The sequence below is a fragment of the Streptomyces sp. NBC_01237 genome (assembly GCF_035917275.1).
Taxonomy (GTDB): domain Bacteria; phylum Actinomycetota; class Actinomycetes; order Streptomycetales; family Streptomycetaceae; genus Streptomyces.
In genome coordinates, this window is sequence record NZ_CP108508.1 from 4,771,378 (window position 1) to 4,795,538 (window position 24,161).

Annotated in this window: 21 protein-coding genes and 3 tRNA genes; 14 read left to right on the top strand and 10 right to left on the bottom strand. The window is 69.8% G+C overall.

Translation table 11 applies throughout. The features are described 5' to 3' along the window. Window positions 1-120: 120 nt before the first annotated feature. The 3 genes from OG251_RS21090 to OG251_RS21100 form a co-directional block, all read right to left on the bottom strand. Window positions 121-193 (bottom strand) — tRNA-Gly (locus OG251_RS21090). An 80-nt stretch (window positions 194-273) separates the two neighbouring features. Beyond that, window positions 274-345, bottom strand: a tRNA-Gly gene (locus OG251_RS21095). A 268-nt stretch (window positions 346-613) separates the two neighbouring features. After that, window positions 614-949, bottom strand: coding sequence for a histone-like nucleoid-structuring protein Lsr2 (locus OG251_RS21100; protein ID WP_326678647.1), 336 nt, complete (start codon window positions 947-949; stop codon window positions 614-616). A 397-nt stretch (window positions 950-1,346) separates the two neighbouring features. Here OG251_RS21100 and purS point away from each other — a divergent pair, with 397 nt between their 5' ends. The 7 genes from purS to OG251_RS21135 all read left to right on the top strand — a co-directional run bounded on the left by purS (window position 1,347) and on the right by OG251_RS21135 (window position 7,850). Beyond that, entirely contained in the window at window positions 1,347-1,598 is a 252-nt protein-coding gene (purS, locus tag OG251_RS21105) for a phosphoribosylformylglycinamidine synthase subunit PurS (RefSeq protein ID WP_073722102.1), read from the top strand. Further along, on the top strand, window positions 1,595-2,275 hold the full coding sequence (gene purQ / locus OG251_RS21110; RefSeq protein WP_326678648.1) for a phosphoribosylformylglycinamidine synthase subunit PurQ: 681 nt from the start codon (window positions 1,595-1,597) through the stop codon (window positions 2,273-2,275). The genes purS and purQ overlap by 4 nt, the downstream gene beginning before the upstream one ends. Continuing rightward, entirely contained in the window at window positions 2,272-4,521 is a 2,250-nt protein-coding gene (purL, locus tag OG251_RS21115; RefSeq protein ID WP_326678649.1) for a phosphoribosylformylglycinamidine synthase subunit PurL, read from the top strand. The genes purQ and purL overlap by 4 nt, the downstream gene beginning before the upstream one ends. A gap of 100 nt (window positions 4,522-4,621) precedes the next feature. After that, on the top strand, window positions 4,622-5,128 hold the full coding sequence (locus OG251_RS21120; RefSeq protein ID WP_326678650.1) for an ArsR/SmtB family transcription factor: 507 nt from the start codon (window positions 4,622-4,624) through the stop codon (window positions 5,126-5,128). Window positions 5,129-5,273: 145 nt separating this feature from the next. Continuing rightward, complete coding sequence (locus OG251_RS21125) at window positions 5,274-6,116, top strand: M23 family metallopeptidase (protein WP_326678651.1); 843 nt, start codon at window positions 5,274-5,276, stop codon at window positions 6,114-6,116. A 46-nt stretch (window positions 6,117-6,162) separates the two neighbouring features. Continuing rightward, a complete protein-coding gene (locus OG251_RS21130) occupies window positions 6,163-6,969 on the top strand; it encodes a maleylpyruvate isomerase family mycothiol-dependent enzyme (RefSeq protein WP_326678652.1) in 807 nt (268 codons plus the stop codon). 50 nt (window positions 6,970-7,019) lie between these two features. Beyond that, window positions 7,020-7,850, top strand: a complete 831-nt coding sequence (locus OG251_RS21135; protein WP_326678653.1) for an META domain-containing protein — start codon at window positions 7,020-7,022, stop codon at window positions 7,848-7,850. Window positions 7,851-7,891: 41 nt separating this feature from the next. On the opposite strand, the gene OG251_RS21140 is transcribed toward OG251_RS21135, so the two are convergent. Together OG251_RS21140 and OG251_RS44995 are read right to left on the bottom strand one after the other, a co-directional pair. After that, complete coding sequence (locus OG251_RS21140) at window positions 7,892-9,346, bottom strand: sulfatase family protein (protein WP_326678654.1); 1,455 nt, start codon at window positions 9,344-9,346, stop codon at window positions 7,892-7,894. 219 nt (window positions 9,347-9,565) lie between these two features. Beyond that, entirely contained in the window at window positions 9,566-9,658 is a 93-nt protein-coding gene (locus OG251_RS44995) for a putative leader peptide (protein WP_365201432.1), read from the bottom strand. Between the two features lie 600 nt (window positions 9,659-10,258). Here OG251_RS44995 and purF point away from each other — a divergent pair. Together purF and purM are read left to right on the top strand one after the other, a co-directional pair. After that, window positions 10,259-11,785 (top strand): amidophosphoribosyltransferase, encoded by a 1,527-nt coding sequence (gene purF, locus OG251_RS21145; protein WP_266804222.1) that lies wholly within the window; start codon window positions 10,259-10,261, stop codon window positions 11,783-11,785. Window positions 11,786-11,845: 60 nt separating this feature from the next. Then, window positions 11,846-12,919, top strand: a complete 1,074-nt coding sequence (gene purM / locus OG251_RS21150; RefSeq protein ID WP_073722086.1) for a phosphoribosylformylglycinamidine cyclo-ligase — start codon at window positions 11,846-11,848, stop codon at window positions 12,917-12,919. A 138-nt stretch (window positions 12,920-13,057) separates the two neighbouring features. On the opposite strand, the gene OG251_RS21155 is transcribed toward purM, so the two are convergent. Then, the gene (locus tag OG251_RS21155; RefSeq protein ID WP_326678655.1) at window positions 13,058-13,312 is read right to left on the bottom strand and encodes a DUF3073 domain-containing protein; all 255 of its coding nucleotides are present in this window, start codon (window positions 13,310-13,312) and stop codon (window positions 13,058-13,060) included. Between the two features lie 335 nt (window positions 13,313-13,647). After that, complete coding sequence (locus tag OG251_RS21160) at window positions 13,648-14,730, bottom strand: Leu/Phe/Val dehydrogenase (RefSeq protein ID WP_107468279.1); 1,083 nt, start codon at window positions 14,728-14,730, stop codon at window positions 13,648-13,650. Window positions 14,731-14,903: 173 nt separating this feature from the next. Here OG251_RS21160 and OG251_RS21165 point away from each other — a divergent pair, with 173 nt between their 5' ends. Continuing rightward, complete coding sequence (locus tag OG251_RS21165; protein WP_326678656.1) at window positions 14,904-15,749, top strand: hypothetical protein; 846 nt, start codon at window positions 14,904-14,906, stop codon at window positions 15,747-15,749. A 678-nt stretch (window positions 15,750-16,427) separates the two neighbouring features. Then, the gene (bldC, locus tag OG251_RS21170; protein ID WP_003949541.1) at window positions 16,428-16,634 is read left to right on the top strand and encodes a developmental transcriptional regulator BldC; all 207 of its coding nucleotides are present in this window, start codon (window positions 16,428-16,430) and stop codon (window positions 16,632-16,634) included. A 523-nt stretch (window positions 16,635-17,157) separates the two neighbouring features. Here bldC and OG251_RS21175 read toward each other — a convergent pair. The 3 genes from OG251_RS21175 to hrpA all read right to left on the bottom strand — a co-directional run bounded on the left by OG251_RS21175 (window position 17,158) and on the right by hrpA (window position 21,734). After that, window positions 17,158-17,445, bottom strand: coding sequence for a DUF6274 family protein (locus OG251_RS21175; protein ID WP_326678657.1), 288 nt, complete (start codon window positions 17,443-17,445; stop codon window positions 17,158-17,160). Window positions 17,446-17,587: 142 nt separating this feature from the next. Continuing rightward, window positions 17,588-17,662 (bottom strand) — tRNA-Asp (locus OG251_RS21180). 139 nt (window positions 17,663-17,801) lie between these two features. Then, on the bottom strand, window positions 17,802-21,734 hold the full coding sequence (hrpA, locus tag OG251_RS21185; RefSeq protein WP_326678658.1) for an ATP-dependent RNA helicase HrpA: 3,933 nt from the start codon (window positions 21,732-21,734) through the stop codon (window positions 17,802-17,804). 372 nt (window positions 21,735-22,106) lie between these two features. On the opposite strand from hrpA, the gene OG251_RS21190 reads away from it, so the two are divergent. The 3 genes from OG251_RS21190 to OG251_RS21200 all read left to right on the top strand — a co-directional run bounded on the left by OG251_RS21190 (window position 22,107) and on the right by OG251_RS21200 (window position 24,135). After that, on the top strand, window positions 22,107-22,385 hold the full coding sequence (locus OG251_RS21190; RefSeq protein WP_326678659.1) for a hypothetical protein: 279 nt from the start codon (window positions 22,107-22,109) through the stop codon (window positions 22,383-22,385). 62 nt (window positions 22,386-22,447) lie between these two features. Beyond that, on the top strand, window positions 22,448-23,263 hold the full coding sequence (locus OG251_RS21195) for a DsbA family protein (protein WP_326678660.1): 816 nt from the start codon (window positions 22,448-22,450) through the stop codon (window positions 23,261-23,263). Further along, window positions 23,260-24,135, top strand: coding sequence for a cytochrome c biogenesis CcdA family protein (locus tag OG251_RS21200; RefSeq protein WP_326678661.1), 876 nt, complete (start codon window positions 23,260-23,262; stop codon window positions 24,133-24,135). The genes OG251_RS21195 and OG251_RS21200 overlap by 4 nt, the downstream gene beginning before the upstream one ends. Window positions 24,136-24,161 lie beyond the last annotated feature (26 nt).

Sequence of the window (24,161 nt, forward strand, 5' to 3'; positions counted from 1 at the left end):
TCAGGGGGTGCGGCCGACGCATGGAGATTCGGAGAGGACCCGGGACCCATGAAGGTCGGCGGAGACCGACGGGGATACGACAAAGGCCCTGACCGATATCGGTCAGGGCCTTTGATCAAGAGCGGACGACCAGGTTCGAACTGGCGACCTCAACCTTGGCAAGGTTGCGCTCTACCAACTGAGCTACGTCCGCATTGCTACCACTCGGCTTTCACCGGTGGAGTGCTCACCACTCTACCCGATCCAGCGAACTGGTCGAACAAGGTGGTGCAGAGCGGGTGACAGGAATTGCACACTGCGCCTTCCCCCTGGAAGGGGGATGTTCTACTACTGAACTACACCCGCACGCTGCGTGGGATTCGGCTTTGCGGCCTCGCCCCTCGGCGTGCTCCAGACTCTAGCCGACCTGCAGGGGTGTCGCGCAAGTCGGCTCCCTGCGGGTGTCGCGCGAAGGGTCCGGAGCGGGCGCCGATGAGGGGGGTTGCGCACGGGTGCCCCGCGCCTGACGGTGCGACGGCCGAAGCGCCGACCGCGACCGACGGCCCGGCCGCGGGGCCGGGCCGTCGGTGACCGGAAGCCGTCCGGAGGCCGGGCCCCGGAGTCGTCCGCCGGGTCAACTCGCGGCGTGGAACGCCTCGTAGACCTTCTTGGGGATCCGGCCGCGGGCCGGCACCTCCATCCGGTGCGAGCGGGCCCAGGCGCGGACGGCCGCCGGGTCGGGGGCGAGGGCGGTGTGGCTGTACGAGGCCGGCTTCCGGCCGTGCTTGCCCGCGTTCGTCTGCTTGCGGCCGGCCGCCACGTACGGGGCCAGGGTCTTGCGCAGCTTCTTTGCATTGACGGGATTGAGGTCGATCTCGTACGTCTTCCCGTCCAGGGCGAAGGTGACCGTTTCCGCCGCTGTTCCCCCGTCGATGTCGTCGGAGAGCGTAACCACTACGCGCTGAGCCACGGATATCGGTCCTTTCCTACGGCATCCTCGCGTCGGACGTGCGCTGATGCCGGCCTTCCGGCTGTTAGGCGGATGTGGATGCGGAGGTGGATCGACTGATGTCGACTGTTCCGGCGTTCCGGTGTTCCAGGGCAATGTTGCTTTCCCCGGTAATCATTTGTACAGCGGTTGGCACCGCATTGTGAAGCCCCGCCAATTACATCCGCGTGTCCGCATGCAATCCGGACATGATTTTTCCAGGACTTTCCCCGTGCGATGTCCCGTCCGATATCTCCGCGTGATCTGCTTCACCCGATATCTACCCGCGTAGAATTTTCGGCCAGGTACGCTGAGTGGACCCGCGGGGGTCTGGGGAACCCCCCGTAGACACAGCCGCACCACACCACCGGGAGTGCCAGTGGCACGCGTCGTAGTCGACGTCATGCTCAAGCCGGAGATCCTCGACCCGCAGGGACAGGCGGTGCAGCGTGCACTGCCGCGTCTCGGCTTCGAGGGAATCGCGGACGTTCGTCAGGGAAAGCGTTTCGAGCTGGAGGTCGAGGGGCCGGTCGACGACGCCGCCCTGGCCCGTATTCACGAGATGGCCGAGACCTTCCTCGCCAACACCGTCATCGAGGACTTCGTCGTGAAGGTCGAGGAGCCGAAGTGACCGCTCGTATCGGAGTCGTCACCTTTCCCGGCACCCTCGACGACCAGGACAGCCTGCGGGCCGTCCGGATCGCGGGCGCCGAACCCGTATCGCTCTGGCACCGTGACAAGGACCTGCACCAGGTCGACGCGGTCATCCTGGCCGGGGGCTTCTCCTACGGCGACTACCTGCGGGCCGGGGCCATCTCCCGCTTCTCGCCGGTGATGGAGACGATCATCGAGAACGCGCGGGGCGGGATGCCGGTCCTGGGCATCTGCAACGGTTTCCAGATCCTGACCGAGGCGCACCTGCTGCCCGGCGCGATGCTGCGCAACAACCACCTCCACTTCATCTGCCGCGATCAGACGCTGCGGGTGGAGAACGCGGAGACCGCCTGGACCTCGGACTACACCGCCGGCCAGGAGATCTCCGTACCGCTGAAGAACATGGACGGCCGGTACACCGCCGACGAGCACACGCTCGACGCGCTGGAGGCCGAGGGCCGTGTCGCGTTCCGCTACGTGGGCGCGAACCCCAACGGCTCACTGCGCGACATCGCGGGCATCACCAACGCCGCGGGCAACGTCGTCGGCCTGATGCCGCACCCGGAGCACGCCGTCGAGCCGCTGATCGGAACCGGTCGCACCGACGGCCTCGGGTTCTTCACCTCGATCATCAAGAAGCTGGTCAACGCATGAGCCTGGATACGGTCAAGCACGCGGCCGAGACCCCGGACACCGAGCAGCCCTGGAAGGACCTCGGCCTCAAGGAGGACGAGTACGCCCGGATCCGCGAGATCCTGGGCCGCCGTCCCACCGGCGCCGAGCTCGCCATGTACTCCGTGATGTGGTCCGAGCACTGCTCGTACAAGAGCAGCAAGGTCCACCTCAAGCAGTTCGGCGAGAAGGTCCCCGCGAACGACGCGATGCTCGTCGGCATCGGCGAGAACGCCGGTGTGGTCGACGTCGGCCAGGGTTACGCGGTCACCTTCAAGGTCGAGTCGCACAACCACCCCTCGTACATCGAGCCCTACCAGGGCGCGGCCACCGGCGTCGGCGGCATCGTCCGCGACATCCTCGCCATGGGGGCCCGCCCGGTCGCGGTCGTCGACCCGCTGCGCTTCGGCGCGGCCGACCACCCCGACACCAAGCGCGTCCTGCCGGGCGTCGTCGCGGGCATCGGCGGCTACGGCAACTGCCTGGGGCTGCCGAACATCGGCGGCGAGGTCGTCTTCGACGCCTGCTACCAGGGCAACCCGCTCGTCAACGCCGGCTGCATCGGCGTGATGAAGCACGAGGACATCCACCTCGCGCAGGCTTCGGGTCCGGGCAACAAGGTGATCCTGTACGGCGCCCGCACCGGTGGCGACGGCATCGGCGGCGTCTCGGTGCTGGCCTCGGAGACCTTCGAGTCGACCGGTCCGGCCAAGCGTCCGGCGGTCCAGGTCGGCGACCCGTTCCAGGAGAAGCTCCTCATCGAGTGCACCCTGGAGATCTTCAAGGAGAAGCTCGTCGCGGGCATCCAGGACCTCGGCGGTGCGGGTCTGTCCTGCGCCACGAGCGAGCTGGCCAGCGCCGGTTCCGGCGGGATGCGCGTCGAGCTGGACACCGTGCCGCTGCGCGACTCCTCCCTCTCGCCCGAGGAAATCCTCATGAGCGAGTCGCAGGAGCGCATGTGCGCGATCGTCGAGCCGCAGCACGTCGAGCGGTTCATGGAGATCTGCGAGAAGTGGGACGTCATCGCCACCGTCATCGGTGAGGTGACCGAGGGTTCCCAGCTGGAGATCTTCTGGCACGGCGAGCAGATCGTGGACGTGCCGCCGCGGTCCGTCGCCCACGAGGGCCCGACGTACCACCGCCCGTTCGCCCGCCCGTCCTGGCAGGACGCGCTCCAGGCCGACGACGCGGGCCGGCTCGCCCGTCCGGCCGACGGTGCCGAGCTGCGCGAGCAGGTCCTCAGGCTGGTCGCCTCCCCCAACCAGGCGTCCAAGGCGTGGATCACCGACCAGTACGACCGTTTCGTGCAGGGCAACACCGTGCTCGCGATGCCCGAGGACGCCGGCATGGTCCGGATCGACGCGGAGTCGAACCTGGGCGTGGCCATGGCGACCGACGGCAACGGCCGTTACGCGAAGCTCGACCCGTACACGGGTGCGCAGCTCGCGCTGGCGGAGTCGTACCGCAATGTCGCCGCCTCCGGCGCCAAGCCGCTCGCGATCTCGGACTGCCTGAACTTCGGTTCGCCCGAGGACCCGGACGTCATGTGGCAGTTCGCCGAGGCCACCCGTGGTCTCGCGGACGGCTGCCTGGAGCTGGGCACCCCGGTCACCGGCGGCAATGTGTCGCTGTACAACCAGACCGGTGAGACGGCGATCCACCCGACGCCGGTCGTGGCCGTGCTCGGTGTGATCGACGACGTGACCCGGCGTACGCCGGTCGCCTTCGCGGAAGAGGGCCAGCTCCTCTACCTGCTGGGTGACACGCACGAGGAGTTCGGTGGCTCGGCCTGGTCCGAGGTCATCCACCAGCACCTCGGCGGTATGCCGCCCAAGGTGGACCTGGGCCGCGAGAAGCTGCTCGCCGAGATCCTCATCTCGGCCTCCCGCGACGGCATGATCGACGCGGCGCACGACCTGTCGGACGGCGGCCTGATCCAGGCGGTCACCGAGTCCTGCCTCCGTGGTGGGAAGGGTGCCCGGCTGGTCGTGCCGGACGGTCTCGACGCGTTCACCTTCCTCTTCTCCGAGTCGGCGGGCCGGGCGATCGTCTCGATCCCGCGCAGCGAGGAGCTCCGCTTCAACGACATGTGCGGGGCACGCGGTCTGCCCGTGGCCCGGATCGGTGTCGTGGACGGCGAGGAGATCGAGGTCCAGGGCGAGTTCGGCATCCCGCTGAGCGAGCTGCGTACGGCGCACGAGGAGATCATCCCCGCGCTGTTCGCCTGAGCCGTTTCCGCCTCTTCGAAGCCCCTGCCCGGTCCGTCCGGGCAGGGGCTTCGGCGTATCCACTGTTGAATGAGATTACGTAATTACGTAAGGTTGAGTCATGGGGCTTGAAGAACGCGTCGCCGAGCTGGAACGGCGGCTCACCGCGCTGGAGGCGCCGGACCGGGAGGCGCCGCACCTCGGCGAGGGCGACTTCTGGGCGCTGGAGGGGCTGAAGGCGCAGCTCGCCGACGTGGGGAGCGCGGCCGGCGGCGGCGGAGTGCTCTACACGGGCGCGGTCCGGATGCCCACCGGCGAAGGCTACGAATGGCAGTACGGCGTCCTCACCGAGAGCCTCATGGAAGCGGACTGGGCGGACACCGCCGAGTCGCTCGCCGCGCTGGGCCACCCGGTACGGCTGCGGCTGCTCCGCGAGATCCTCGGCGGCCGTCGCACGGCCGCCGAGCTGGCCGCACTCGACGAGGTCGGCACGACCGGCCAGATCTACCACCATCTGCGCCAACTGACCGGCGCGGGCTGGCTGCACACGACGGGACGCGGGCGCTACGAGGTGCCGGGCGGCCGGGTGGTGCCGCTGCTGGTGGTGCTGACGGCTGCCCGGCCGTGACGGGCCGCCCGGCGGAACGCCCGACTACGGAACGCCCGACTACGGAACGCCCGACAAAGGGCGTCCGGCAACGGGGCGCGCGACTGCGGAACGCCCGGCAACGGGCCGTACGGCAACGGAACGCATGACCTACCAGGGGGAAGACATGTCTGTCCGCAAGGTACTGATGGTGCTGCACCGTGTGTGCTGGATCGTCTTTGTCGTCATGGCCGTCGTGGGGGTGTTCGCCGAACGGCTCTATCCGTTCTGGGCGACCTTCGTGCCCGCGGCAGCCGCGACAGCCATCGCTCTCCACCTGAGCCGCACCGGTGTCGCGTCCCGCGCGCGGGAGCCCCGCCGCCGCCCCGCCGTGGAGGTCGGCCCCCCGGTGACGGGCCGCTGGACCGCGCTGAACAGCCCGGCGGACAAGGTGCCCAGCCATGGCACGCATGTGTACGGGCAGGCGTACGCGATCGACATCGTCGCCGAACCCGAGGGCGAGGACGCACCGGTCCGGCCGCCGTTCCGCTGGCTGTGGCCGGTCGTCCGCCGCAACCGGGACTTCCCGGCGTTCGGTGCCCCGCTGTTCTCGGTGGCCGACGCGACCGTCGTCCACGCGAGCCACGGGCAGCGTGATCACCTGAGCCGGAACTCGGGTCTCGCCCTCGGCTATCTGATGCTGTTCGAGGCGTCCGTGCGGGACATGTTCGGCGCGAGCAGAATTGTCGGAAATCATGTCGTTCTGGACCTGGGCGACGGCGTATTCGCCCTGTACGCCCACCTCCAGCGCGGTTCGCTCCGAGTGAAGGCCGGGGACACCGTCCGGGCGGGGCAGCAACTCGCCCGTTGCGGGAATTCCGGAAACTCCACCGAACCGCATGTGCATTTCCAGCTGATGGACGATCCGGATCTGGATGTGGCCCGCGGAATTCCGTTCACCTGGCGGGGCATCGGCGTCCCGGCCAATGGTGACGTGTTCAGCGCGGGGGAGCCGGTCGGTCCCGCCTGATCCGGGTGCGCGGGCGGTGTCGGGGGCGCCGGTTAGTCTCGGCCGTATGCCACCGGCCAAGAAGCGTCCGCGCACCTACGACCACGCCAGGACCCGGACCGCGGTCCTCGCCCAGTTCGCCCATGTCCGGGAAGCCGTAAGGGTCCTGACGCCCGAGCAGCTCGCCCTGCCGACCCGGCTCGGGGACTGGACGGTGCGGGACCTGGCCGTGCACCTCACGATGGCGCTCTCCCACGTCAGCCGGAATCTGGAGCTGCCGGAGCCGTCGGGCCCGAAGCCCGAGGTCGGGCTGCTCCAGTGGCCGTCCTCCACCGCCGTGCGGGCCGGACGGATCAGCGACGACACCCTGGCCCTGGCCCTCGCCCTGGACCGCCCCGACCTCGACGCGCTGTACGCGGAGACCGCCGAGCGGTTCGCGGCGGCGGTGCCGGAGGGAGCGGGGGACCGGCTGTTGCCGACCCGGGCCGGGACGATGCGGCTCGTCGATCTCCTGGTCACCCGCACCGTCGAACTCGTCGTGCACACCGACGATCTGAACGAGGCGGCCGGGCTCGACATCCCGTACGACCGGCAGGCGCTCGCGGCCTGTACGCGGCTGCTCGCCGATGTCCTCGCGGACCGGGCGCCCGGTGGCTCGGTCGAGGTGCGCGTCCCGCCGTTCGCCGTCGTCCAGTGCATCGGCGGCCCCAAGCACACGCGCGGTACGCCGCCCAATGTGGTGGAGACCGCACCGCTCACCTGGATCCGGCTCGCCACCGGTCGTGCGGAGTGGGCGCGGGAGCTCGACGAGGCCCGGGTCAGTGCCGGCGGTGAGCGGGCCGATCTGGCCGACCTGCTGCCGCTGATGGGCTGATGGGCCGAGGGGAGGGGAACCGGATCGGCCGCTCGTTCCGTCAGAGGGCCATGCGCACACAACGTATGGCTGTCAGCGTCCTGGCCCTCCTCACCCTTGCCGCCTGCGGGACACAGCCGGGCTCCGGAGCGGACTCCGGATCCGGCGACGGCAGCGGCACCGTACGGACGGACGTGCCCGTCACCGGGGTCCGGTGGAGCGTCGACGCCCTGACCGTGGGCGGCGAGAAGACCGAGGCCCCGGCCGGCGCGCACGTCGAGATCGGCCCGAAGGGCCGGGCCACCGGCAACCTGGGCTGCAACCGCTTCACCGCCGACGTCCGTGTCGAGGGCGACGCGGTGACCGTCGGGCCGGGCACCACCACCGAGATGGGGTGCGAGAAGGATCTTCAGCAGTTCGAGAAGTCCCTGTCCCGGACGTTCAGCGGCAAGCTCACCGCGGCCGTGGACGGCAGGGACCTCACTCTCACCACGCCCAAGGGGGACTCCATCAGCCTCACTTCGCAGCCCGCCGCCCCGCTCACCGGCACCAAGTGGAGGGTGACCACGCTGGTCGGCGGCACCACCACGACCGCGCTGCCCGCCGACACCCCGCCGGACCGGGCCCCGCACCTCACCTTCGGCAAGGACGGCACCGTGGAGGGCAACCTCGGCTGCAACAGCTTCCACGGAAAGGCGACCGTGGCGGGCGCCACGATCACCTTCGGGCCGCTCGCCTCCACCCGCCGGATGTGCCCGGAGGCCGAGATGGAGGTGGAGCGGTCCGTCCTCGCCGTCCTGAAGGGGGAGACGACGTACGTGCTCAAGGGCCGGGCCCTGTCCCTCACCGCTGCCGGCGGCAAGGGGATCGGCGCCTCGGCACCCGCGCCGGACAAGGGCTGAGTGGTGACGGGGGAAGGAAACGGTGAGTGCCGGCCGCTGCCTCAGGAACTCGCCGGGTACGGCAGCAGGCCCGCGTCCGTCCTCTCCCACGACGCCCGCAGCTCGGCCAGCAGCTCCGGCTCGGCGGCCGCGCGGTCGGCCTGTTCCCGCTGGTCGTGCGCGAGCCGGAACAGCTGATCGGCACCGCCCCTGCCCCGGTAGTACTTCCACTCGCCGCGCCGCAGCGCCCGCTCCCCGCGCACCCGCCAGAACAGGTCCCGCTCCCCGGGCTCCTCGTCCCGCAGCAGATACCCGGCGAGGCTGGTCCCGTCGAGCGGGTACGCGGGGTCGGGCCGCGCGCCGCCCAGTTCCAGCAGGGTCGCCGTCCAGTCGGGCGAGAACACCGGCAGATCGCTGACCTGGTGCGCGTCGATCCGGGCGGGCCAGCGCAGCACGGCGGGAACCCGGATGCCGCCCTCCTTGAGCGAGCCCTTGTTGCCGGACAGCGGCCAGTTGTACGAGAAGCGCTCACCGCCGTTGTCGCTGGCGAAGAAGACCAGGGTGTCCTCCTCCTGGCCGGACCGCTTCAGTGCCTTGAGGACCTCGCCGACCGAACGGTCCAGGTCCTCGACCATTTCCTTGTACTTCTCCAGCGAGCCGCCGTCGGAGTGCCAGAGCGCGCTGCGGTCCCCGGCCTTGATCCGGCGGACGATCTCGGCGCTCTCCTCATGGTCCCCGTCCGCGATCCACGGCCAGTGCGGGGTGGTGAAGTTCAGGTTGAGGAGCCACGGCCTGCCGTGGTCGCGCCGGACGTACTCGCTCGCCCGCTCGGTGAGGACGCGCGTGTAGTAGCGCAGGTCCTTGTACTCGGCGTCGCCCTCGTACAGGTCGTACTCGCCGTTGCCGCCGAGCTTGGAGTAGTACTCCAGGGCGCCGCCGAAGTTCCCGAAGAACTCCTCCCAGCCCGACCTGGTCGGGCTGTAGTCCGGCAGGTAGCCGCAGTGCCACTTGCCGATCAGGGCGGTGGCGTAACCGCTGCCCCGCAGCAGCGAGGCGAGCGTCGGGTGCGTGGGTTCGAGGCCCACCGACCTGTCCGCGATGGGCTCGGCGAGCCCGCCCTTCGTCCGCCCCGGATAGCGCCCGGTGTAGAGGCTGAAGCGGGTGGGGGAGCAGGTGGCGGAGCCGGAGTACGCGTCGGTGAACCGCACTCCCTGACGGCCGAGCCGGTCCAGGTTGGGCGTCCGGATGTCCGGGGAGCCGTACGAGGAGAGGTCGGCCCAGCCGAGGTCGTCGCCGAGGATGAACAGGATGTTGGGGCGCCGCGCGTGCTTGCCGCGGGCCGCGCGGAAGGGCCGCTCCCGTACGGCTTCGGCGGGCGCGGCCTCCGCCGCCGGCGCGGCGGACAGACCGACGGCGGCGGCGGCCGTAGCGCCGACGGCCGTACCGAAGGCACGCCGGGTCAGCGGGGATATCGCACTTTTGTTCGAATCGGCCGCATCGTGGGCATGTGAAGGCATGAAGGGTCTCCGGGCGGGACGACGAGAAAGGGGAAAGGGGCGGGGGAAGGAGCGGCGCGGCGCGTACCCGGTGTGCGCGTCGGTGCGCGCTCACCGGTGCCCGGGAACCGGGCGGAGCCGTGAGGGCCGGCCGCGACGGCCGACCGCGAGAACCGGCCGGGAGATCAGCCGGCGAACGGCCCGGGAGTGGCCGGGAGCGACCAGGGACGACCGGGAGAACTAGGAGCAGCGACAGATGGCGCTCGACACACGTCCCAGATCGACGTGGCGGCGCTCCACGAGCGTGACCGAACGGTCACCGAGGGGCTGCATGGTCCAGGAGCCTGCCAAGCGGACATGCTCGTGTCAACGCTGATCTCGCACTCCGGACGCCCGCGCCCGAACGCCGGCCAGTGGGCCCCGCGCACAGGCCGTCCGGCCCCGTACGCCGGACGCCCGGCCCCGCACATCGGACACCGCGCACCCCGCGCTCCGGACGCCCACGCATCCGAAGCGCACCCGATCCCCGTCCGCGCCCGCCCGATGACCCTTCTCGCAGGAGCCCCAACGGTCCCCGCGGCCGCGCTCCCGGTGTGAGGCTCACCACGAAACGAGCGTTCGGCCAGGGGCCGGCCCGCCGTCGGCGCCGGTTCACCCAGCGCCACGGCCGGGCTCCCTTCGCCCACCCGTGAACGGCGTCGGTATTCGGCCGGAAATCGGCTCCGTATCGGGGCGACGCCCGCGCCCCGTGCTTCCGGAACGCCTTCGGGACACCTCCCGGAAGCCGCCCGATGATCACTCCCCGTGATCACACGAAGCCCCCCGAAACGCCCGCCGCGGCCCGCTTCCCGGTGCGTTCCCGGTGCTCCGGCGGTGCTTTGCCGACCGGTCCCGAATTCGGACCAGTGGTCGATCTCGCCTACACTCGGTGCTGTGCCCCGTGGTGATGGACGACTCAACCACGACCTGCTCCCCGGAGAGAAAGGCCCCCAGGACGCTTGTGGCGTCTTCGGTGTCTGGGCTCCGGGTGAAGAGGTCGCCAAGCTCACCTATTTCGGACTGTATGCCCTGCAGCACCGTGGACAGGAGTCCGCGGGCATCGCAGTGAGCAACGGGTCCCAGATCCTCGTCTTCAAGGACATGGGACTGGTCTCGCAGGTCTTCGACGAAACGTCTCTGGGATCTCTCCAGGGCCATATCGCGGTCGGTCATGCCCGTTACTCCACCACCGGTGCCTCGGTGTGGGAGAACGCGCAGCCGACATTCCGTGCCACCGCGCACGGCTCGATCGCCCTGGGCCACAACGGCAACCTGGTCAATACGGCGCAGCTCGCCGAGATGGTCGCCGACCTTCCGCGCAAGGACGGCCGGGCCACCCAGGTCGCCGCCACCAACGACACCGATCTGGTCACGGCGCTGCTCGCCGGCCAGACCGATGACGACGACAAGCCGCTCACCATCGAGGAAGCCGCCACGAAGGTGCTCCCCGAGGTCAGGGGCGCCTTCTCGCTCGTCTTCATGGATGAGCACACGCTGTACGCGGCCCGCGACCCGCAGGGCATCCGCCCGCTGGTCCTCGGCCGTCTGGAGCGCGGCTGGGTGGTGGCCTCCGAGTCCGCCGCCCTCGACATCTGCGGCGCCAGCTTCGTACGCGAGATCGAGCCGGGCGAGCTCGTCGCCATCGACGAGAACGGCCTGCGCACCTCGCGATTCGCGGAAGCGAAGCCCAAGGGCTGTGTCTTCGAGTACGTGTACCTGGCTCGGCCCGACACCGACATCGCCGGGCGGAACGTGTACCTCTCCCGCGTGGAGATGGGCCGGAAGCTGGCCGCCGAGGCTCCGGTGGACGCGGACCTGGTCATAGCGACGCCGGAATCCGGTACGCCTGCGGCCATCGGCTACGCGGAAGCCAGCGGAATCCCGTTCGGCGCCGGACTCGTCAAGAACGCCTATGTCGGCCGGACCTTCATCCAGCCGTCACAGACCATCCGCCAGCTGGGCATCCGCCTCAAGCTGAACCCGCTCAAGGAAGTCATCAAGGGCAAGCGCCTGGTGGTCGTCGACGACTCGATCGTCCGCGGCAACACCCAGCGCGCGCTCGTCCGGATGCTCCGCGAGGCCGGTGCCGCCGAGATCCACATCCGGATCTCCTCCCCGCCGGTGAAGTGGCCCTGCTTCTTCGGCATCGACTTCGCGACCCGCGCCGAGCTGATCGCGAACGGCATGTCGGTCGACGAGATCGCCACCTCGATGGGTGCCGACTCCCTCTCGTACATCTCGCTCGACGCGATGGTCGAGGCGACCACGATCGCCAAGCCGAACCTGTGCCGCGCCTGCTTCGACGGTGAGTACCCGATGGAGCTGCCCGACCCGGAGCTGCTCGGCAAGCAGCTGCTGGAGACCGAGCTGGCGGCCGGCCCCGCGGCGACCGCCGCGGCCGACGCGCTGCGCCGTCCGTGACCCGGACCGGCCGGCGTCCTTCCCACCAGCCCCGTATCTCCACACGAAAGATCCCAGGCAATGTCTGAGACAACAGGTGCTTCCTACGCGGCAGCGGGCGTCGACATCGAAGCCGGTGACCGTGCCGTCGAGCTGATGAAGGAGTGGGTGAAGAAGACGCGTCGCCCGGAGGTCGAGGGCCTCGGCGGCCTCGGCGGTTTCGCCGGCCTCTTCGACGCCTCGGCGCTCAAGCGTTACGAGCGTCCCCTCCTCGCCTCCGCGACCGACGGTGTCGGTACGAAGGTCGACCTGGCGCGTCAGATGGGCGTGTACGACACCATCGGCCACGACCTCGTCGGCATGGTCGTCGACGACCTGGTCGTCTGCGGTGCCGAGCCGCTCTTCATGACCGACTACATCTGTGTCGGCAAGGTGCATCCCGAGCGTGTCGCGGCCATCGTGAAGGGCATCGCCGAAGGCTGTGTCCTGGCGGGCTGCGCGCTCGTCGGCGGCGAGACGGCCGAGCACCCGGGCCTGCTGGGCCCCGACGACTTCGATGTCGCCGGTGCCGGTACGGGCGTGGTCGAGGCCGAGAACCTGCTCGGACCGGACCGTATCCGTAAGGGTGACGCGGTCATCGCGATGGCGTCCTCCGGCCTTCACTCCAACGGGTACTCGCTGGTCCGCCACGTCGTCTTCGACCGGGCCGGCTGGTCGCTGGACCGTCAGGTCGAGGAATTCGGCCGCACCCTCGGCGAGGAGCTCCTGGAGCCGACCAGGATCTACTCGCTGGACTGCCTGGCCCTCACCCGTACGACCGAGGTGCACGGCTTCAGCCATGTCACCGGCGGCGGCCTGGCCAACAACCTGGCCCGGGTCGTCCCGGACGGTCTGCACGCCACGGTGGACCGTTCCACCTGGACGCCCGGCGCGGTCTTCGACCTGGTCGGCAAGGCGGGCCGGGTCGAGCGGCTGGAGCTGGAGAAGACGCTCAACATGGGCGTCGGCATGATCGCGATCGTCCCGGCCGACTCGGTGGACGCCGCCCTGACGACCCTGGCCGACCGCGGGGTCGAGTCCTGGGTCGCCGGGGAGATCACCGACCGCGGCGCGCACACCACGGGCGCCGAGCTGACCGGCGACTACGCACGCTGAGCAACGCCCACGGGCGCCGGGCGGGTGGGATCACACCCTCCGTCCGGCGGCCTGGCGCGGCTGCGTCGCTCCTGGACCCGGGCAACACAGAACCCGGTCCGGGACAGGCCCGGACCGGGTTGTTGTGTCAGCGCGAGGTCAAGCGCCGCGGCGCTGTGACGACGGACCGGACTGGTCGTCCTCGTCCTCGTCGTCGTCGTTGTACAGATCCGCGTACTGTGCGTACGGGTCATCTTCCTCGTCGTCGTCCTCGAACGGCTCAGCGTTCGGTGGTTGACTCGAAGGCGATGCGCCCAGCTCATTGGCCAGACGCGACAGGTCAGTCCCGCCGCTGCTGTACTTCAGCTGGCGGGCGACCTTGGTCTGCTTGGCCTTTGCCCGGCCGCGCCCCATGGCTCGACCCCCTCGGTGACGGGGCTCGACGGCCCCAGAGTCTTGACACGCGTTCATGTTTCAGGACGGACTCCCGTGAGAGAGACCGCGCCCGTAGAGCTTTAACGGTACCTGCTTCCGTGGCCATACGGTACGCCGCCCGCATCACGCACCCTGCCGCAGGGCCAGTGAGGAGCCCCGTCCTCCCTGGTCAACTGCGATTTTAACCTCTTCTTGGCGAACGACCCGCCGACCGGCGTGAGTCTTGTCTCGCCGGTCGGCGGGTCGTCCGTGCCCGGTCCGCGCGTCGGGCCCGGCATGCCTGGGTGACGGGCCTCCGAACGGCCCGTGACCGATCAGTGGCGGCGGGCTTCGGCCATGCGCTGCTCGGCGATGCGGTCGGCGGCCGCGGCCGGCGGAATCCCGTCGGCCTTCGCACGTGCGAATATGGCCAGCGTGGTGTCGAAGATCTTCGACGCCTTCGCCTTGCACCGGTCGAAGTCGAAACCGTGCAGCTCGTCGGCGACCTGGATCACGCCGCCGGCGTTGACCACGTAGTCGGGGGCGTAAAGAACCGACCGGTCGGCAAGGTCCTTCTCGACCCCGGGGTGGGCGAGCTGGTTGTTGGCCGCGCCGCACACCACCTTCGCGGTGAGCACCGGCACGGTGTCGTCGTCGAGGGCGCCCCCGAGCGCGCACGGGGCGTAGATGTCGAGGCCCTCGGTGCGGATCAGCGCGGCGGTGTCCGCGACGACGGCGACCTCGGGGTGCAGGTCGGTGATCCGGCGTACGGACTCCTCGCGGACATCCGTGATCAGGACCTCGGCGCCGTCCCTGAGCAGGTGCTCGACGAGGTGGTGGCCCACCTTGCCGACACCCGCGACGCCGACCTTGCGGCCGCGCAGCGTCGGGTCGCCCCACAGGTGCTGCGCGGAGGCGCGCATGCCCTGGAAGACGCCGAAGGCGGTCAGGACGGAGGAGTCGCCCGCGCCGCCGTTCTCGGGGGAGCGGCCGGTGGTCCAGCGGCACTCCCGGGCGACGACGTCCATGTCGGCGACATAGGTGCCGACGTCGCAGGCGGTGACGTAGCGCCCGCCGAGCGAGGCCACGAACCGCCCGTAGGCGAGTAGGAGTTCGTCCGTCTTGATCTGCTCCGGGTCGCCGATGATGACGGCCTTGCCGCCTCCGTGGTCGAGTCCGGCCATGGCGTTCTTGTAGGACATGCCGCGCGAGAGGTTCAGCGCGTCCGCGACGGCCTCCTCCTCGGAGGCGTACGGATAGAAGCGGGTGCCGCCGAGGGCCGGGCCCAGGGCGGTGGAGTGGATGGCGATGACGGCCTTGAGGCCGCTGGCACGGTCCTGGCAGATCACGACTTGCTCGTGGCCCCCCTGATCCGAGTGGAACAGGGTGTGCAGGACGCCGTCGGTCACATCGGTCACTGTGGTGACTCCCAAGTACGAAGCGGCGGAAGCCCTCCTGAAGGTGGGGAGGGCCCTGTACCGGCCGGAGCACGGCCGGTACGGGCAAGAGCGTAAGTCCTACGGACCCGTAGATCCGTGCCGGTGTGGAGGATCACCCCCTGGCGGAGTACGGGCGTGACACGATTTACCGCATGTCGGTGGTGTCTTCAGTGCTCGTCCCTTACACGTCCTATCTCCGGGTGTACGAGCCCCTCGCCGCTTTCCCGGAGCCCGAACGAAGTCATTGGACCCGGTACGCGCAGCGCTCCGCCCTGCCCACGTACCAGGACGAACTGCGTCGCTCGCTGGCGGACTTGGTGCCGACCCCGCCGGTCGGGGTGCCCGTGCACGAGAGCGGGGACGCGTTCGTGGCCGAGTTGGACGGGGTGGTGTGCGTCTGTCCGTGGCGTACCCGGCTGCGCGGATGGCTGGCTCTGGAGGAGCTCGGGGGGTTGTTTCCGGCCACTGTGCTCGACGCGGTGCTGCCGCCGGTCGTCCGGGGGCAGGCGCTCGCGGACCACGAGCGCTGGCAGAAGCGGAATCCGGACGCGCGGCCATGGATCCGCTCCACGGTGTGGCACATCCCGGTGCGCTGGTTCGTGCTCTTCTCCGACGAGGAACGGGAGTACGGGGCGGCGGCCGATGACGGCGGGCCGTCCGTGCTGCGCTACCGGACGCCGATGGTGCAGGCGCGGCGCCGGCTGGCGTGGGCGCTCAGGACGCTGCGCGAGAGCGTCGACGACGGGCCGCTGTCCGAGGGGCTGGTGGATGTGGGGCGCTGGCTGGAGGAATTCCATCCGCGGTCGCTGGTCGAGCTCGACTACGGCGGTCTGGTGCACGCGCTGCCGGCGGAGCACCTCGCGGCGGACCGGTCGGCCGCGGACGTGGCCGAAGGGCTCGCGGCGCTCCGGGAAGGCGACAGCGACGGTGCGGGGGTGGCGTACGCCCGGCTCGCGGAACGCTGGCGGGCGGTAAAGGACCGCCAGTTCACCAATTGACGTGAAAAGGCACACAGCGGCATCAATCTGAGTGAACCGGGGCATCCTCCGTTCGGGACGAACCCGAACCGCGAGAGGAGGTGCCGGAAGGAGCCGGGAGGGCGGCCGGTCGTCGCGGGAGTGGCATGGGAACTCGCGTGAACCGGCAGGGTCTGATGGGAACTGACGGGGTGTGAACCTGCGTCCCGTGTGACACGTGGGATGGGCGAGGCGGAAGAGTACTCCCACGGGCCTAGGACCTACGTCCCGAACCGGGCCTTTGCCTCAAGCGTGACGGATAGCACTAACGGGGCCCTTGCGCCCATCCCTACTCCTCGTGCCAAAATAGGACAAGGAGTCCGGGGAGGGCTCCATCCGCCCAACTATGGGCGGAATGCTCAGCATTGCACGCTATGGGGGGTCTGGTGACTCCTGATCGCTCTGTGACTGATCGTCACGGTGGTGTGACTGTCCGCTATGGCATGGTCCATCGGCTTCCGTCGCTGATGAACACCTGGGAGGGCAATTCCATCGGTTTGGCCGAAGCGGCTGGACGGATGGTGTAGTTGTAGTGCCGAGGACAAGCCGTTCGTCCTATAACCGACTCGGCCCGCGTCCGCCATTTCGGGCAACGTGGGTCAAGGTGCAGAATTTAGAGGAAAGAACCGAGAATGTTCGGTTCTCCCGAGGAGGCCGCTCATGACCGCTCGCACCCCTGATGCCGAGCCGCTGCTGACCCCGGCTGAGGTTGCCACGATGTTCCGCGTGGACCCGAAGACGGTCACCCGTTGGGCCAAGGCTGGCAAGCTCACGTCCATCCGCACGCTCGGTGGGCATCGCCGGTACCGCGAGGCAGAGGTCCGCGCACTGCTTGCGGGTATTCCGCAGCAGCGTAGCGAGGCCTGACACACCCCTGTCGCGCCGCACCACAACCGGGCAGCTGCCAGGTCCCCCAAACCTCAGCCGCCCACCCATAGCTCCACACGACGGACGCCCGCCCCAACGGGCGTCATTCCTTCGCAAGACGGATACGTCGTTTTGATCGCGCTGGACTCCGCCGGGTCCAGCGCGATCTTTTTTGTGCCCCGACGGCGTCGGCGCGGGTGTCCGGCCGGGGTGTCCGGCATGGCGTCCGGCCGGGGTGTCCGGCGCGCGTCCCGGAACCGCGCGGTCGGTTCGGTTCGGTGGGCTGTGGGTGGGTCTGTGGGGGACTGTGGGTGAGCGTCCGGGACGCGGTGGGGCAGCTCCGGACGGAACGGTCCGGTAGCGCTGTCGAGGTAGTGCAATTGCACATATTAAATTCGCCAGTTGTAGGAAGGGTGTAAGGTCACCCCTTCCGAAAAATGTTCCCGTGACTCCCGTCACATCGCCCCGAGCTTGCCAACTACGAGCCTGCCACTGCGGGGAGGTGGAACGGTCCCGCCGTTGGTCATGTCGGGGCGGGACTTTCGTCCTCGGTCTCCTCCCGCGCTCCGGCGGGCCGCTTCCCCCTCTCGGGCGCCTCGGACGCCTCGGGGGCGTCCGAGGCCTCCTGGGGAGCCTCCTGGGTCTCCGGAGGTCCGTACGGGGCCCCAGGGGCCGCCAGGGGCTCCATGGCGAGCCGCAGGAGGCGATGGCAGACCGGACAGTGCCGGGTGAGGTGCCGGAAGTCGGAGGCGGCCGCGAGATGGGCCCGCAGCAGTGCGCGGGTCTCGTGCCGTGCTGTGGACGCGGACATACGAGCCACCTCCCGGTGGGCCCGGCCGCCTCTCGCCGAAGAAAACAGGGGCGGCCTCTGTCTCTACGGGTTACCCGTGGCGGATGTCGCCGTCAAGACGCACGAAAGCCCGGATCCAGAGGATCCGGGCTTTCGTCTACTGCGGTCCTGACGGGATTTGAACCCGCGGCCTCCACCTTGACAGGGTGGCGAGCACTCCAAACTGCTCCACAGGACCAGGTTTTCGCTGCCTGCCTCGCGGCTGGCTGCGAAACCAGACTGTACAGGAGGTGGGAGGTCCAGGTCGACTTCACTCCTGGTGGTGACTCCGTCACTCCTCCGCGGCGCCCCCGGTCACGGGGCCGCCGCTGCGTCGGTCACGGGGCCGCGGCGTCGATCGCCTTCACGATCCGCTTGTCCGAGACCGGGAACGCCGTGCCCAGCGCGTGCGCGAAGTAGCTCACCCGCAGCTCCTCGATCATCCAGCGGATGTCCAGCACCTCCTGCGGAACGGGCCTGCCCTGCGGCAGCTGTTCGAGCAGCCAGGCGTACTCGTCCGCCATCTCGTGCACCTTCTCCATGCGCGTGGTGTCGCGCTGGACGGCCGTCGGCATCTGCTGGAGCCGGCGGTCCACGGCGACCAGGTAACGCATGAGGTCGGGCAGTCTGCGCAGCCCGGTGGCGGTGACGAAACCGGGCGGCACGAGCCGGGCCAGCTGGTCGCGCACATCCGTGACGTTGTTGACCAGCGTCAGGCTGCTGGTGGACTTCAGCCGGCGCTCGCACGCCTGCCAGGCCGCCAGGATCTGCTGCACCTGGTCGATCGTGCGGACGGTCAGGTCCACCAGATCGGCGCGCACCTTGTCGAACAGCTTCCGGAACGCCTGCTCGTCCCAGGCCGGACCGCCGTGGGCGGCGATCAGCCGGTCCGCGGCGGCGGTCGCGCAGTCCTCGAAGAGTGCCTGTACGGAGCCGTGCGGATTGCGGGACAGGGCCAGCTTCTGCTGGTTGGTGAGCCGGTCCGAGGCGAACTTGGCCGGGTTCACCGGGATGTTCAGCAGGATCAGCTTCCGGGTGCCGCGCCACATCGCCTGCTGCTGCTCGGCCTCGGTGTCGAAGAGCCGGACGGCCACCGTGTCCCCCTGGTCGACCAGGGCCGGGTACGCCTTGACCGGCTGCCCGGCCCGCCGGGTCTCGAAGACACGGTCCAGCGTGCCGATCGTCCAGTCGGTGAGGCCGGAGCGCTCGATGGACTCCCCGGAGGGGCCCGCGGTCTCCGCCGCGGCCTTGGAGAGGGCCTGGCGGGCCTTGGGGCGCAGCTGGAGCTTCAGCGCCTCCAGGTCCTTGTCCTCGGCGACCTTGCGGCGCCGCTCGTCGACGATCCGGAACGTGATCTTCAGGTGATCCGGGACGCGGGTCAGGTCGAAGTCACCGGCCGTGACCGGGACGCCGACCATCCGCTGGAGCTCACGGGCCAGCGTGAACGGCAGCGGCTCCTGGAGGGGCACGGCCCGGTCCAGGAACTTGTCCGCGTAGTTCGGCGCGGGGACGTAGTGCCGGCGGATCGGCTTGGGCAGCGAGCGGATCAGCTCGGTGACCACCTCCTCGCGCAGCCCCGGGATCTGCCAGTCGAAGCCCTCGGAGGTGACCTGGTTGAGGACCTGGAGCGGGATGTGGACGGTCACACCGTCGGCGTCGGCCCCGGGCTCGAACTGGTACGTCACCCGGAACTTGAGCTTCCCCTGTCGCCAGGAGTCCGGGTAGTCGTCCTTGGTGACGGCCCCGGCCTTCTCGTTGATGAGCATCGAGCGCTCGAAGTCCAGCGCGTCCGGCTCGTCACGGCGCTTGTGCTTCCACCACGAGTCGAAGTGGGCTCCGGAGACGACGTGCTCCGGAATTCGCTGGTCGTAGAAGTCGAAGAGCGTCTCGTCGTCCACGAGGATGTCGCGACGCCGGGCGCGGTGCTCCAACTCCTCGACCTCGCCCAGGAGTTTGCGATTGTCATGGAAGAACTGGTGGTGCGTGCGCCAGTCGCCCTCGACCAGGGCGTTGCGGATGAACAGATCCCGCGAGGTCTCCTGATCGATTCGGCCGAAATTGATCTTGCGCTGGGCGATGATCGGTACCCCGTAGAGGGTCACCCGCTCGAACGCCATCACCGCCGCCTGGTCCTTCTCCCAGTGCGGCTCGCTGTAGGTGCGCTTCAGCAGATGCTGGGCCAGCGGCTCGATCCACTCCGGCTCGACCCGGGCATTGACCCGCGCCCACAGCCGGGACGTCTCGACCAGCTCCGCCGACATCACGAACCGGGGCTGCTTCTTGAAGAGGGCGGATCCGGGGAAGATCGCGAACTTGGCGCTCCGGGCGCCCAGGTACTCGTTCTTCTCCGTGTCCTTGAGCCCGATGTGCGACAGCAGCCCGGCCAGCAGCGAGGTGTGCACCGCCTGCTCGGGTGGGGCCGTGTCCGCCGCGGGCTCCTCCACCTGCATGCCCATCTGCTTCGCGACCGTGCGCAGCTGGGCGTAGATGTCCTGCCACTCACGGATGCGCAGGAAGTTCAGATACTCCTGCTTGCACATCCGGCGGAAGCTGGAGGAGCCGCGCTCCTTCTGCTGCTCGCGGATGTAGCGCCACAGATTCAGGAACGCCAGGAAGTCGGAGGTCTCGTCCCGGAACCGGGCGTGCTGCTGATCGGCCTGCGTCTGCTTCTCCGAAGGCCGCTCGCGCGGGTCCTGGATGGAGAGCGCGGCGGCGATCACCATGACCTCGCGGACACACCCGTTGCGCTCGGCCTCGATGACCATGCGGGCCAGCCGCGGGTCGACGGGCAGCTGGGAGAGCTTGCGCCCCAGCTCCGTCAGCCTCTTCCTGGGGTCCTTCTCGTCGGGATCCAGCGCGCCCAGTTCCTGGAGCAGCTGAACACCGTCACGGATGTTGCGGTGGTCCGGCGGATCGATGAAGGGGAACTTCTCGATCTCGCCGAGGCCGGCCGCGGTCATCTGGAGGATGACGGAGGCCAGGTTCGTCCGCAGGATCTCCGGGTCCGTGAACTCCGGGCGGGTCACGAAGTCGTCCTCGGAGTACAGCCGGATGCAGATGCCGTCCGACGTACGGCCGCAGCGCCCCTTGCGCTGATTGGCGCTGGCCTGGGAGATCCGCTCGATCGGCAGCCGCTGGACCTTCGTGCGGTGGCTGTAGCGGGAGATGCGGGCGTTGCCCGGGTCGATCACGTACTTGATGCCGGGGACGGTCAGGGAGGTCTCGGCGACGTTCGTCGCGAGGACGATCCGGCGGCCCGTGTGGCGCTGGAACACCCGGTGCTGCTCGGCGTGCGAGAGGCGCGCGTACAGGGGGAGCACCTCGGTGTGCCGGAGGTTGCGTTTGTTCAGCGCGTCCGCGGTGTCACGGATCTCCCGCTCGCCGGAGAGGAAGACCAGGACATCGCCGGGCCCCTCCGCGTGGAGCTCGTCGACGGCGTCGCAGATCGCGGTGATCTGGTCCCGGTCGGAGTCCTCGCTGTCCTCCTCCAGGAGCGGCCGGTAGCGCACCTCGACGGGATACGTACGCCCGCTGACCTCGACGATCGGCGCCTCGCCGAAGTGCTTGGCGAAGCGCTCGGGGTCGATGGTCGCGGAGGTGATGACGACCTTGAGGTCCGGGCGCCTGGGCAGCAGCCGGGCCAGATAGCCGAGCAGGAAGTCGATGTTCAGCGACCGCTCGTGGGCCTCGTCGATGATGATCGTGTCGTACGCGAGCAGCTCGCGGTCCGTCTGGATCTCCGCCAGCAGGATGCCGTCCGTCATCAGCTTCACGAAGGTCGACTCCGGGTTCACCTGGTCGGTGAAGCGGACCTTCCAGCCGACGGTCTCGCCGAGCGGGGTGTTCAGCTCCTCGGCGACCCGCTCCGCGACCGTGCGCGCCGCGATCCGGCGCGGCTGGGTGTGCCCGATCATGCCCCGGACTCCGCGCCCCAGCTCCATACAGATCTTGGGGATCTGCGTGGTCTTGCCGGACCCGGTCTCACCGGCGACGATCACGACCTGGTGGTCGCGTATCGCCTCAAGGATCTCGTCCTTCTTCTGGCTGACCGGCAGCTGTTCCGGGTACGACAGGGCAGGCATCCGCGCGGCGCGCCCGGCGAGCCGCTCAGCTGCCTTCCCCGATTCGGCCGCGATCTCGTCCAGCACGGACTGTCGGGCCTCGGGCTTGCGGATGCGGCGCGCGCCTTCGAGGCGACGGCCGAGCCGGTGCGCGTCACGGAGGGAGAGCCGTCCGAGCTGGGACTGGAGATCGGCAAAGGAAGTAGACATACGGGTCCCAGGATCTCACCCGCGCCCAAGGAGTGGCGAACGCATTTCGCGCGGGCTGCGTCACCTTCCCGGTGACCGCGGGAGCGGACGCGGTCACGGCACGTACCATTTCGGGCAACTGAACGCGTGTGCCCCGCAGGATTCCCCAGGAAGGCCGTCCCCGTGTCCCGTACGCAGTGGTGCTGCCTGGCGGCGGTGCTCGCGGTCGTCATGGGGCTGTTCTGCGGACCGGCGGCGACGGTGACCGGAGCGCACGGGACCCAGACTCACGAGACCTCGGCGCAAGGGACCTCGACTCACGGGACCTCGACGCAAGGGACCGGAGCGCAAGGGGCCCCGGCGTACGGTGCCCCGGCGCGCGGGTCGGCGGTTGTGAGCGCCCCGGCCGTCTCGGCAGCCGTCCCCTCCGTCGACGAGGAGCGGCGCGGCAGCGGCATCCCGGGCTGCGGCAAGAAGCGCGGCCACGACGGCACCGAACCCGCCGTCCCGGCCCGGACCCGCACGGCGCACGACCAGGCGCCCGGCCTGGTCCACTGGGGCCTCCCCGCGGCCGTGGGCCAGGAACCGCCCCGGTCGCTCGTACGGATACGCCCGCACGCCCCCGCACCGGCCACGCCCACCCCGGTCGAACTCTCCGTGCTGAGGGTGTAGCAGCCCCCGCTGCCCCGCCCCACCCTGCCCTTTTCTCCCGCACCACCAGCACGGAGTGCCGCATGCCCACGCCCACATCCCCGTCGAAGAACTCCGCCTCCTCTTCCTCCTCCGCCAAGAAGCCGCTGCTGTACGGAGCCGTCGTCGTCCTCGCCGCCGGGCTCCTCGGTTTCGTCTCCTACCGGGCGACCGCCCCCGACTCCGGATCCGGCTCGGTGGAAACCTCCGGCGCCTCCGCACCGGCCGCCGAGGTGTCCACCGACCCGGAGGAGGGCGTCTACCCCGAACTGGCCGGGCTCGCCCGCCGCGACGCCGGTGACAAGCTGGCCCAGGGCCGCGCGGACGCCCCCGTCGTGCTCATCGAGTACGCCGACTTCAAGTGCGGCTACTGCGGGAAGTTCGCCCGTGACACCGAGCCCGAGCTGATCGAGAAGTACGTCGGGAACGGCACCCTGCGCATCGAGTGGCGCAACTTCCCGATCTTCGGCGAGGAGTCCGAGGCCGCCGCCCGCGCCGCCTGGGCCGCCGGGCAGCAGAACCGCTTCTGGCAGTTCCACGAGGCCGCGTACGCCGAGGGAGCCAAGGAGAAGGGCTTCGGCAAGGACCGGCTCAAGGCGCTCGCCCAGCAGGCCGGGGTGAAGGACGTCGACCGGTTCATGACCGACCTGGACGGCTCCGCGGCCCGCGCCGCGGTCAGCAAGGACCAGGAGCAGGGGTACGGCATCGGCGCCACCTCCACCCCCTCGTTCCTGATCAACGGCCGCCCGATCGCCGGAGCCCAGCCGATGGAGACCTTCACGCAGGCCATCGAGGCGGCGGCCGAGAAGGCGAAGAGCACGGGCCCCGGCACCGGCAACGCGGGGAACTCGGCGAAGTGACGGCGGACATCGGCTACTTCGCGGCCTTCCTCGGCGGACTGCTGGCCCTGGTCAGCCCATGCAGCGCCCTGCTGCTCCCGGCCTTCTTCGCGTACTCCATCGACTCCACCTCGCGCCTGCTGGCCCGTACCGGCATCTTCTACGCCGGTCTGGCCACCACCCTCGTCCCGCTGGGCGCCGCCGGGTCGTACGCGGGCCGGCTCTTCTACAGCCACCGCGACGCCCTGGTGACGGGCGCGGGCTGGCTGATCATCGGGCTCGGCGTCGCGCAGATCGTCGGCCTGGGCTTCGCCTCGCGGCGGATCGCGGCCCTCAGCGGCCGCATCCGCCCCACGACCGCGTTCTCGGTCTACGCCCTGGGCGCGGTGTACGGCCTGGCCGGTTTCTGCGCGGGTCCGATCCTGGGCAGTGTCCTCACGGTGGCGGCCGTCAGCGGCAGCCCGGTCTACGGCGGGCTGCTGCTCGCCGTCTACGCGCTGGGCATGGCCGTACCGCTGTTCGTGCTGGCGCTGCTGTGGGAACGCTTCGACCTCGGCCGCCGCGCCTGGCTGCGCGGCCGTACCTTCCGGCTCGGCCGCTTCGAGCTGCACACCACGTCGCTGCTCTCGGGGCTGTTCTTCATCGGCCTCGGGGCGCTGTTCCTCATCTACGACGGGACGACCGCGCTGCCCGGACTGCTGGACGTGGACGACTCGTTCGCGGTCGAGCAGTGGGCGCAGCGCCTCGGGGAACGCGTCCCGGACGTGGCGCTGCTGGGGTCCGTGGTGGCTCTGGTGGTGCTGGTTCTGGGGGTGCGGGCCTGGCGTCGGCGGGACGCCGCGGCACCGGAGCAGGCAGGGGCACCGGAGCAGAAGGAAAGGGAAGACGCCTGACACGGCGAAGGCCCCGTCCACCGGAC

Bases quoted from the DNA above. Each gene is read 5' to 3' on its own strand.
- OG251_RS21120 (WP_326678650.1), top strand. From the start codon at position 4,622: ATGGGGCTTGAAGAACGCGTCGCCGAGCTGGAACGGCGGCTCACCGCG.
- OG251_RS21195 (WP_326678660.1), top strand. From the start codon at position 22,448: ATGCCCACGCCCACATCCCCGTCGAAGAACTCCGCCTCCTCTTCCTCC.
- OG251_RS21175 (WP_326678657.1), bottom strand. From the start codon at position 17,445: ATGTCCGCGTCCACAGCACGGCACGAGACCCGCGCACTGCTGCGGGCC.
- OG251_RS21135 (WP_326678653.1), top strand. From the start codon at position 7,020: ATGCGCACACAACGTATGGCTGTCAGCGTCCTGGCCCTCCTCACCCTT.
- OG251_RS21140 (WP_326678654.1), bottom strand. From the start codon at position 9,346: ATGCCTTCACATGCCCACGATGCGGCCGATTCGAACAAAAGTGCGATA.
- purL (WP_326678649.1), top strand. From the start codon at position 2,272: ATGAGCCTGGATACGGTCAAGCACGCGGCCGAGACCCCGGACACCGAG.
- OG251_RS21130 (WP_326678652.1), top strand. From the start codon at position 6,163: ATGCCACCGGCCAAGAAGCGTCCGCGCACCTACGACCACGCCAGGACC.
- OG251_RS21155 (WP_326678655.1), bottom strand. From the start codon at position 13,312: ATGGGGCGCGGCCGGGCAAAGGCCAAGCAGACCAAGGTCGCCCGCCAG.
- purM (WP_073722086.1), top strand. From the start codon at position 11,846: ATGTCTGAGACAACAGGTGCTTCCTACGCGGCAGCGGGCGTCGACATC.
- OG251_RS21165 (WP_326678656.1), top strand. From the start codon at position 14,904: ATGTCGGTGGTGTCTTCAGTGCTCGTCCCTTACACGTCCTATCTCCGG.
- OG251_RS44995 (WP_365201432.1), bottom strand. From the start codon at position 9,658: ATGCAGCCCCTCGGTGACCGTTCGGTCACGCTCGTGGAGCGCCGCCAC.
- hrpA (WP_326678658.1), bottom strand. From the start codon at position 21,734: ATGTCTACTTCCTTTGCCGATCTCCAGTCCCAGCTCGGACGGCTCTCC.
- OG251_RS21125 (WP_326678651.1), top strand. From the start codon at position 5,274: ATGTCTGTCCGCAAGGTACTGATGGTGCTGCACCGTGTGTGCTGGATC.
- bldC (WP_003949541.1), top strand. From the start codon at position 16,428: ATGACCGCTCGCACCCCTGATGCCGAGCCGCTGCTGACCCCGGCTGAG.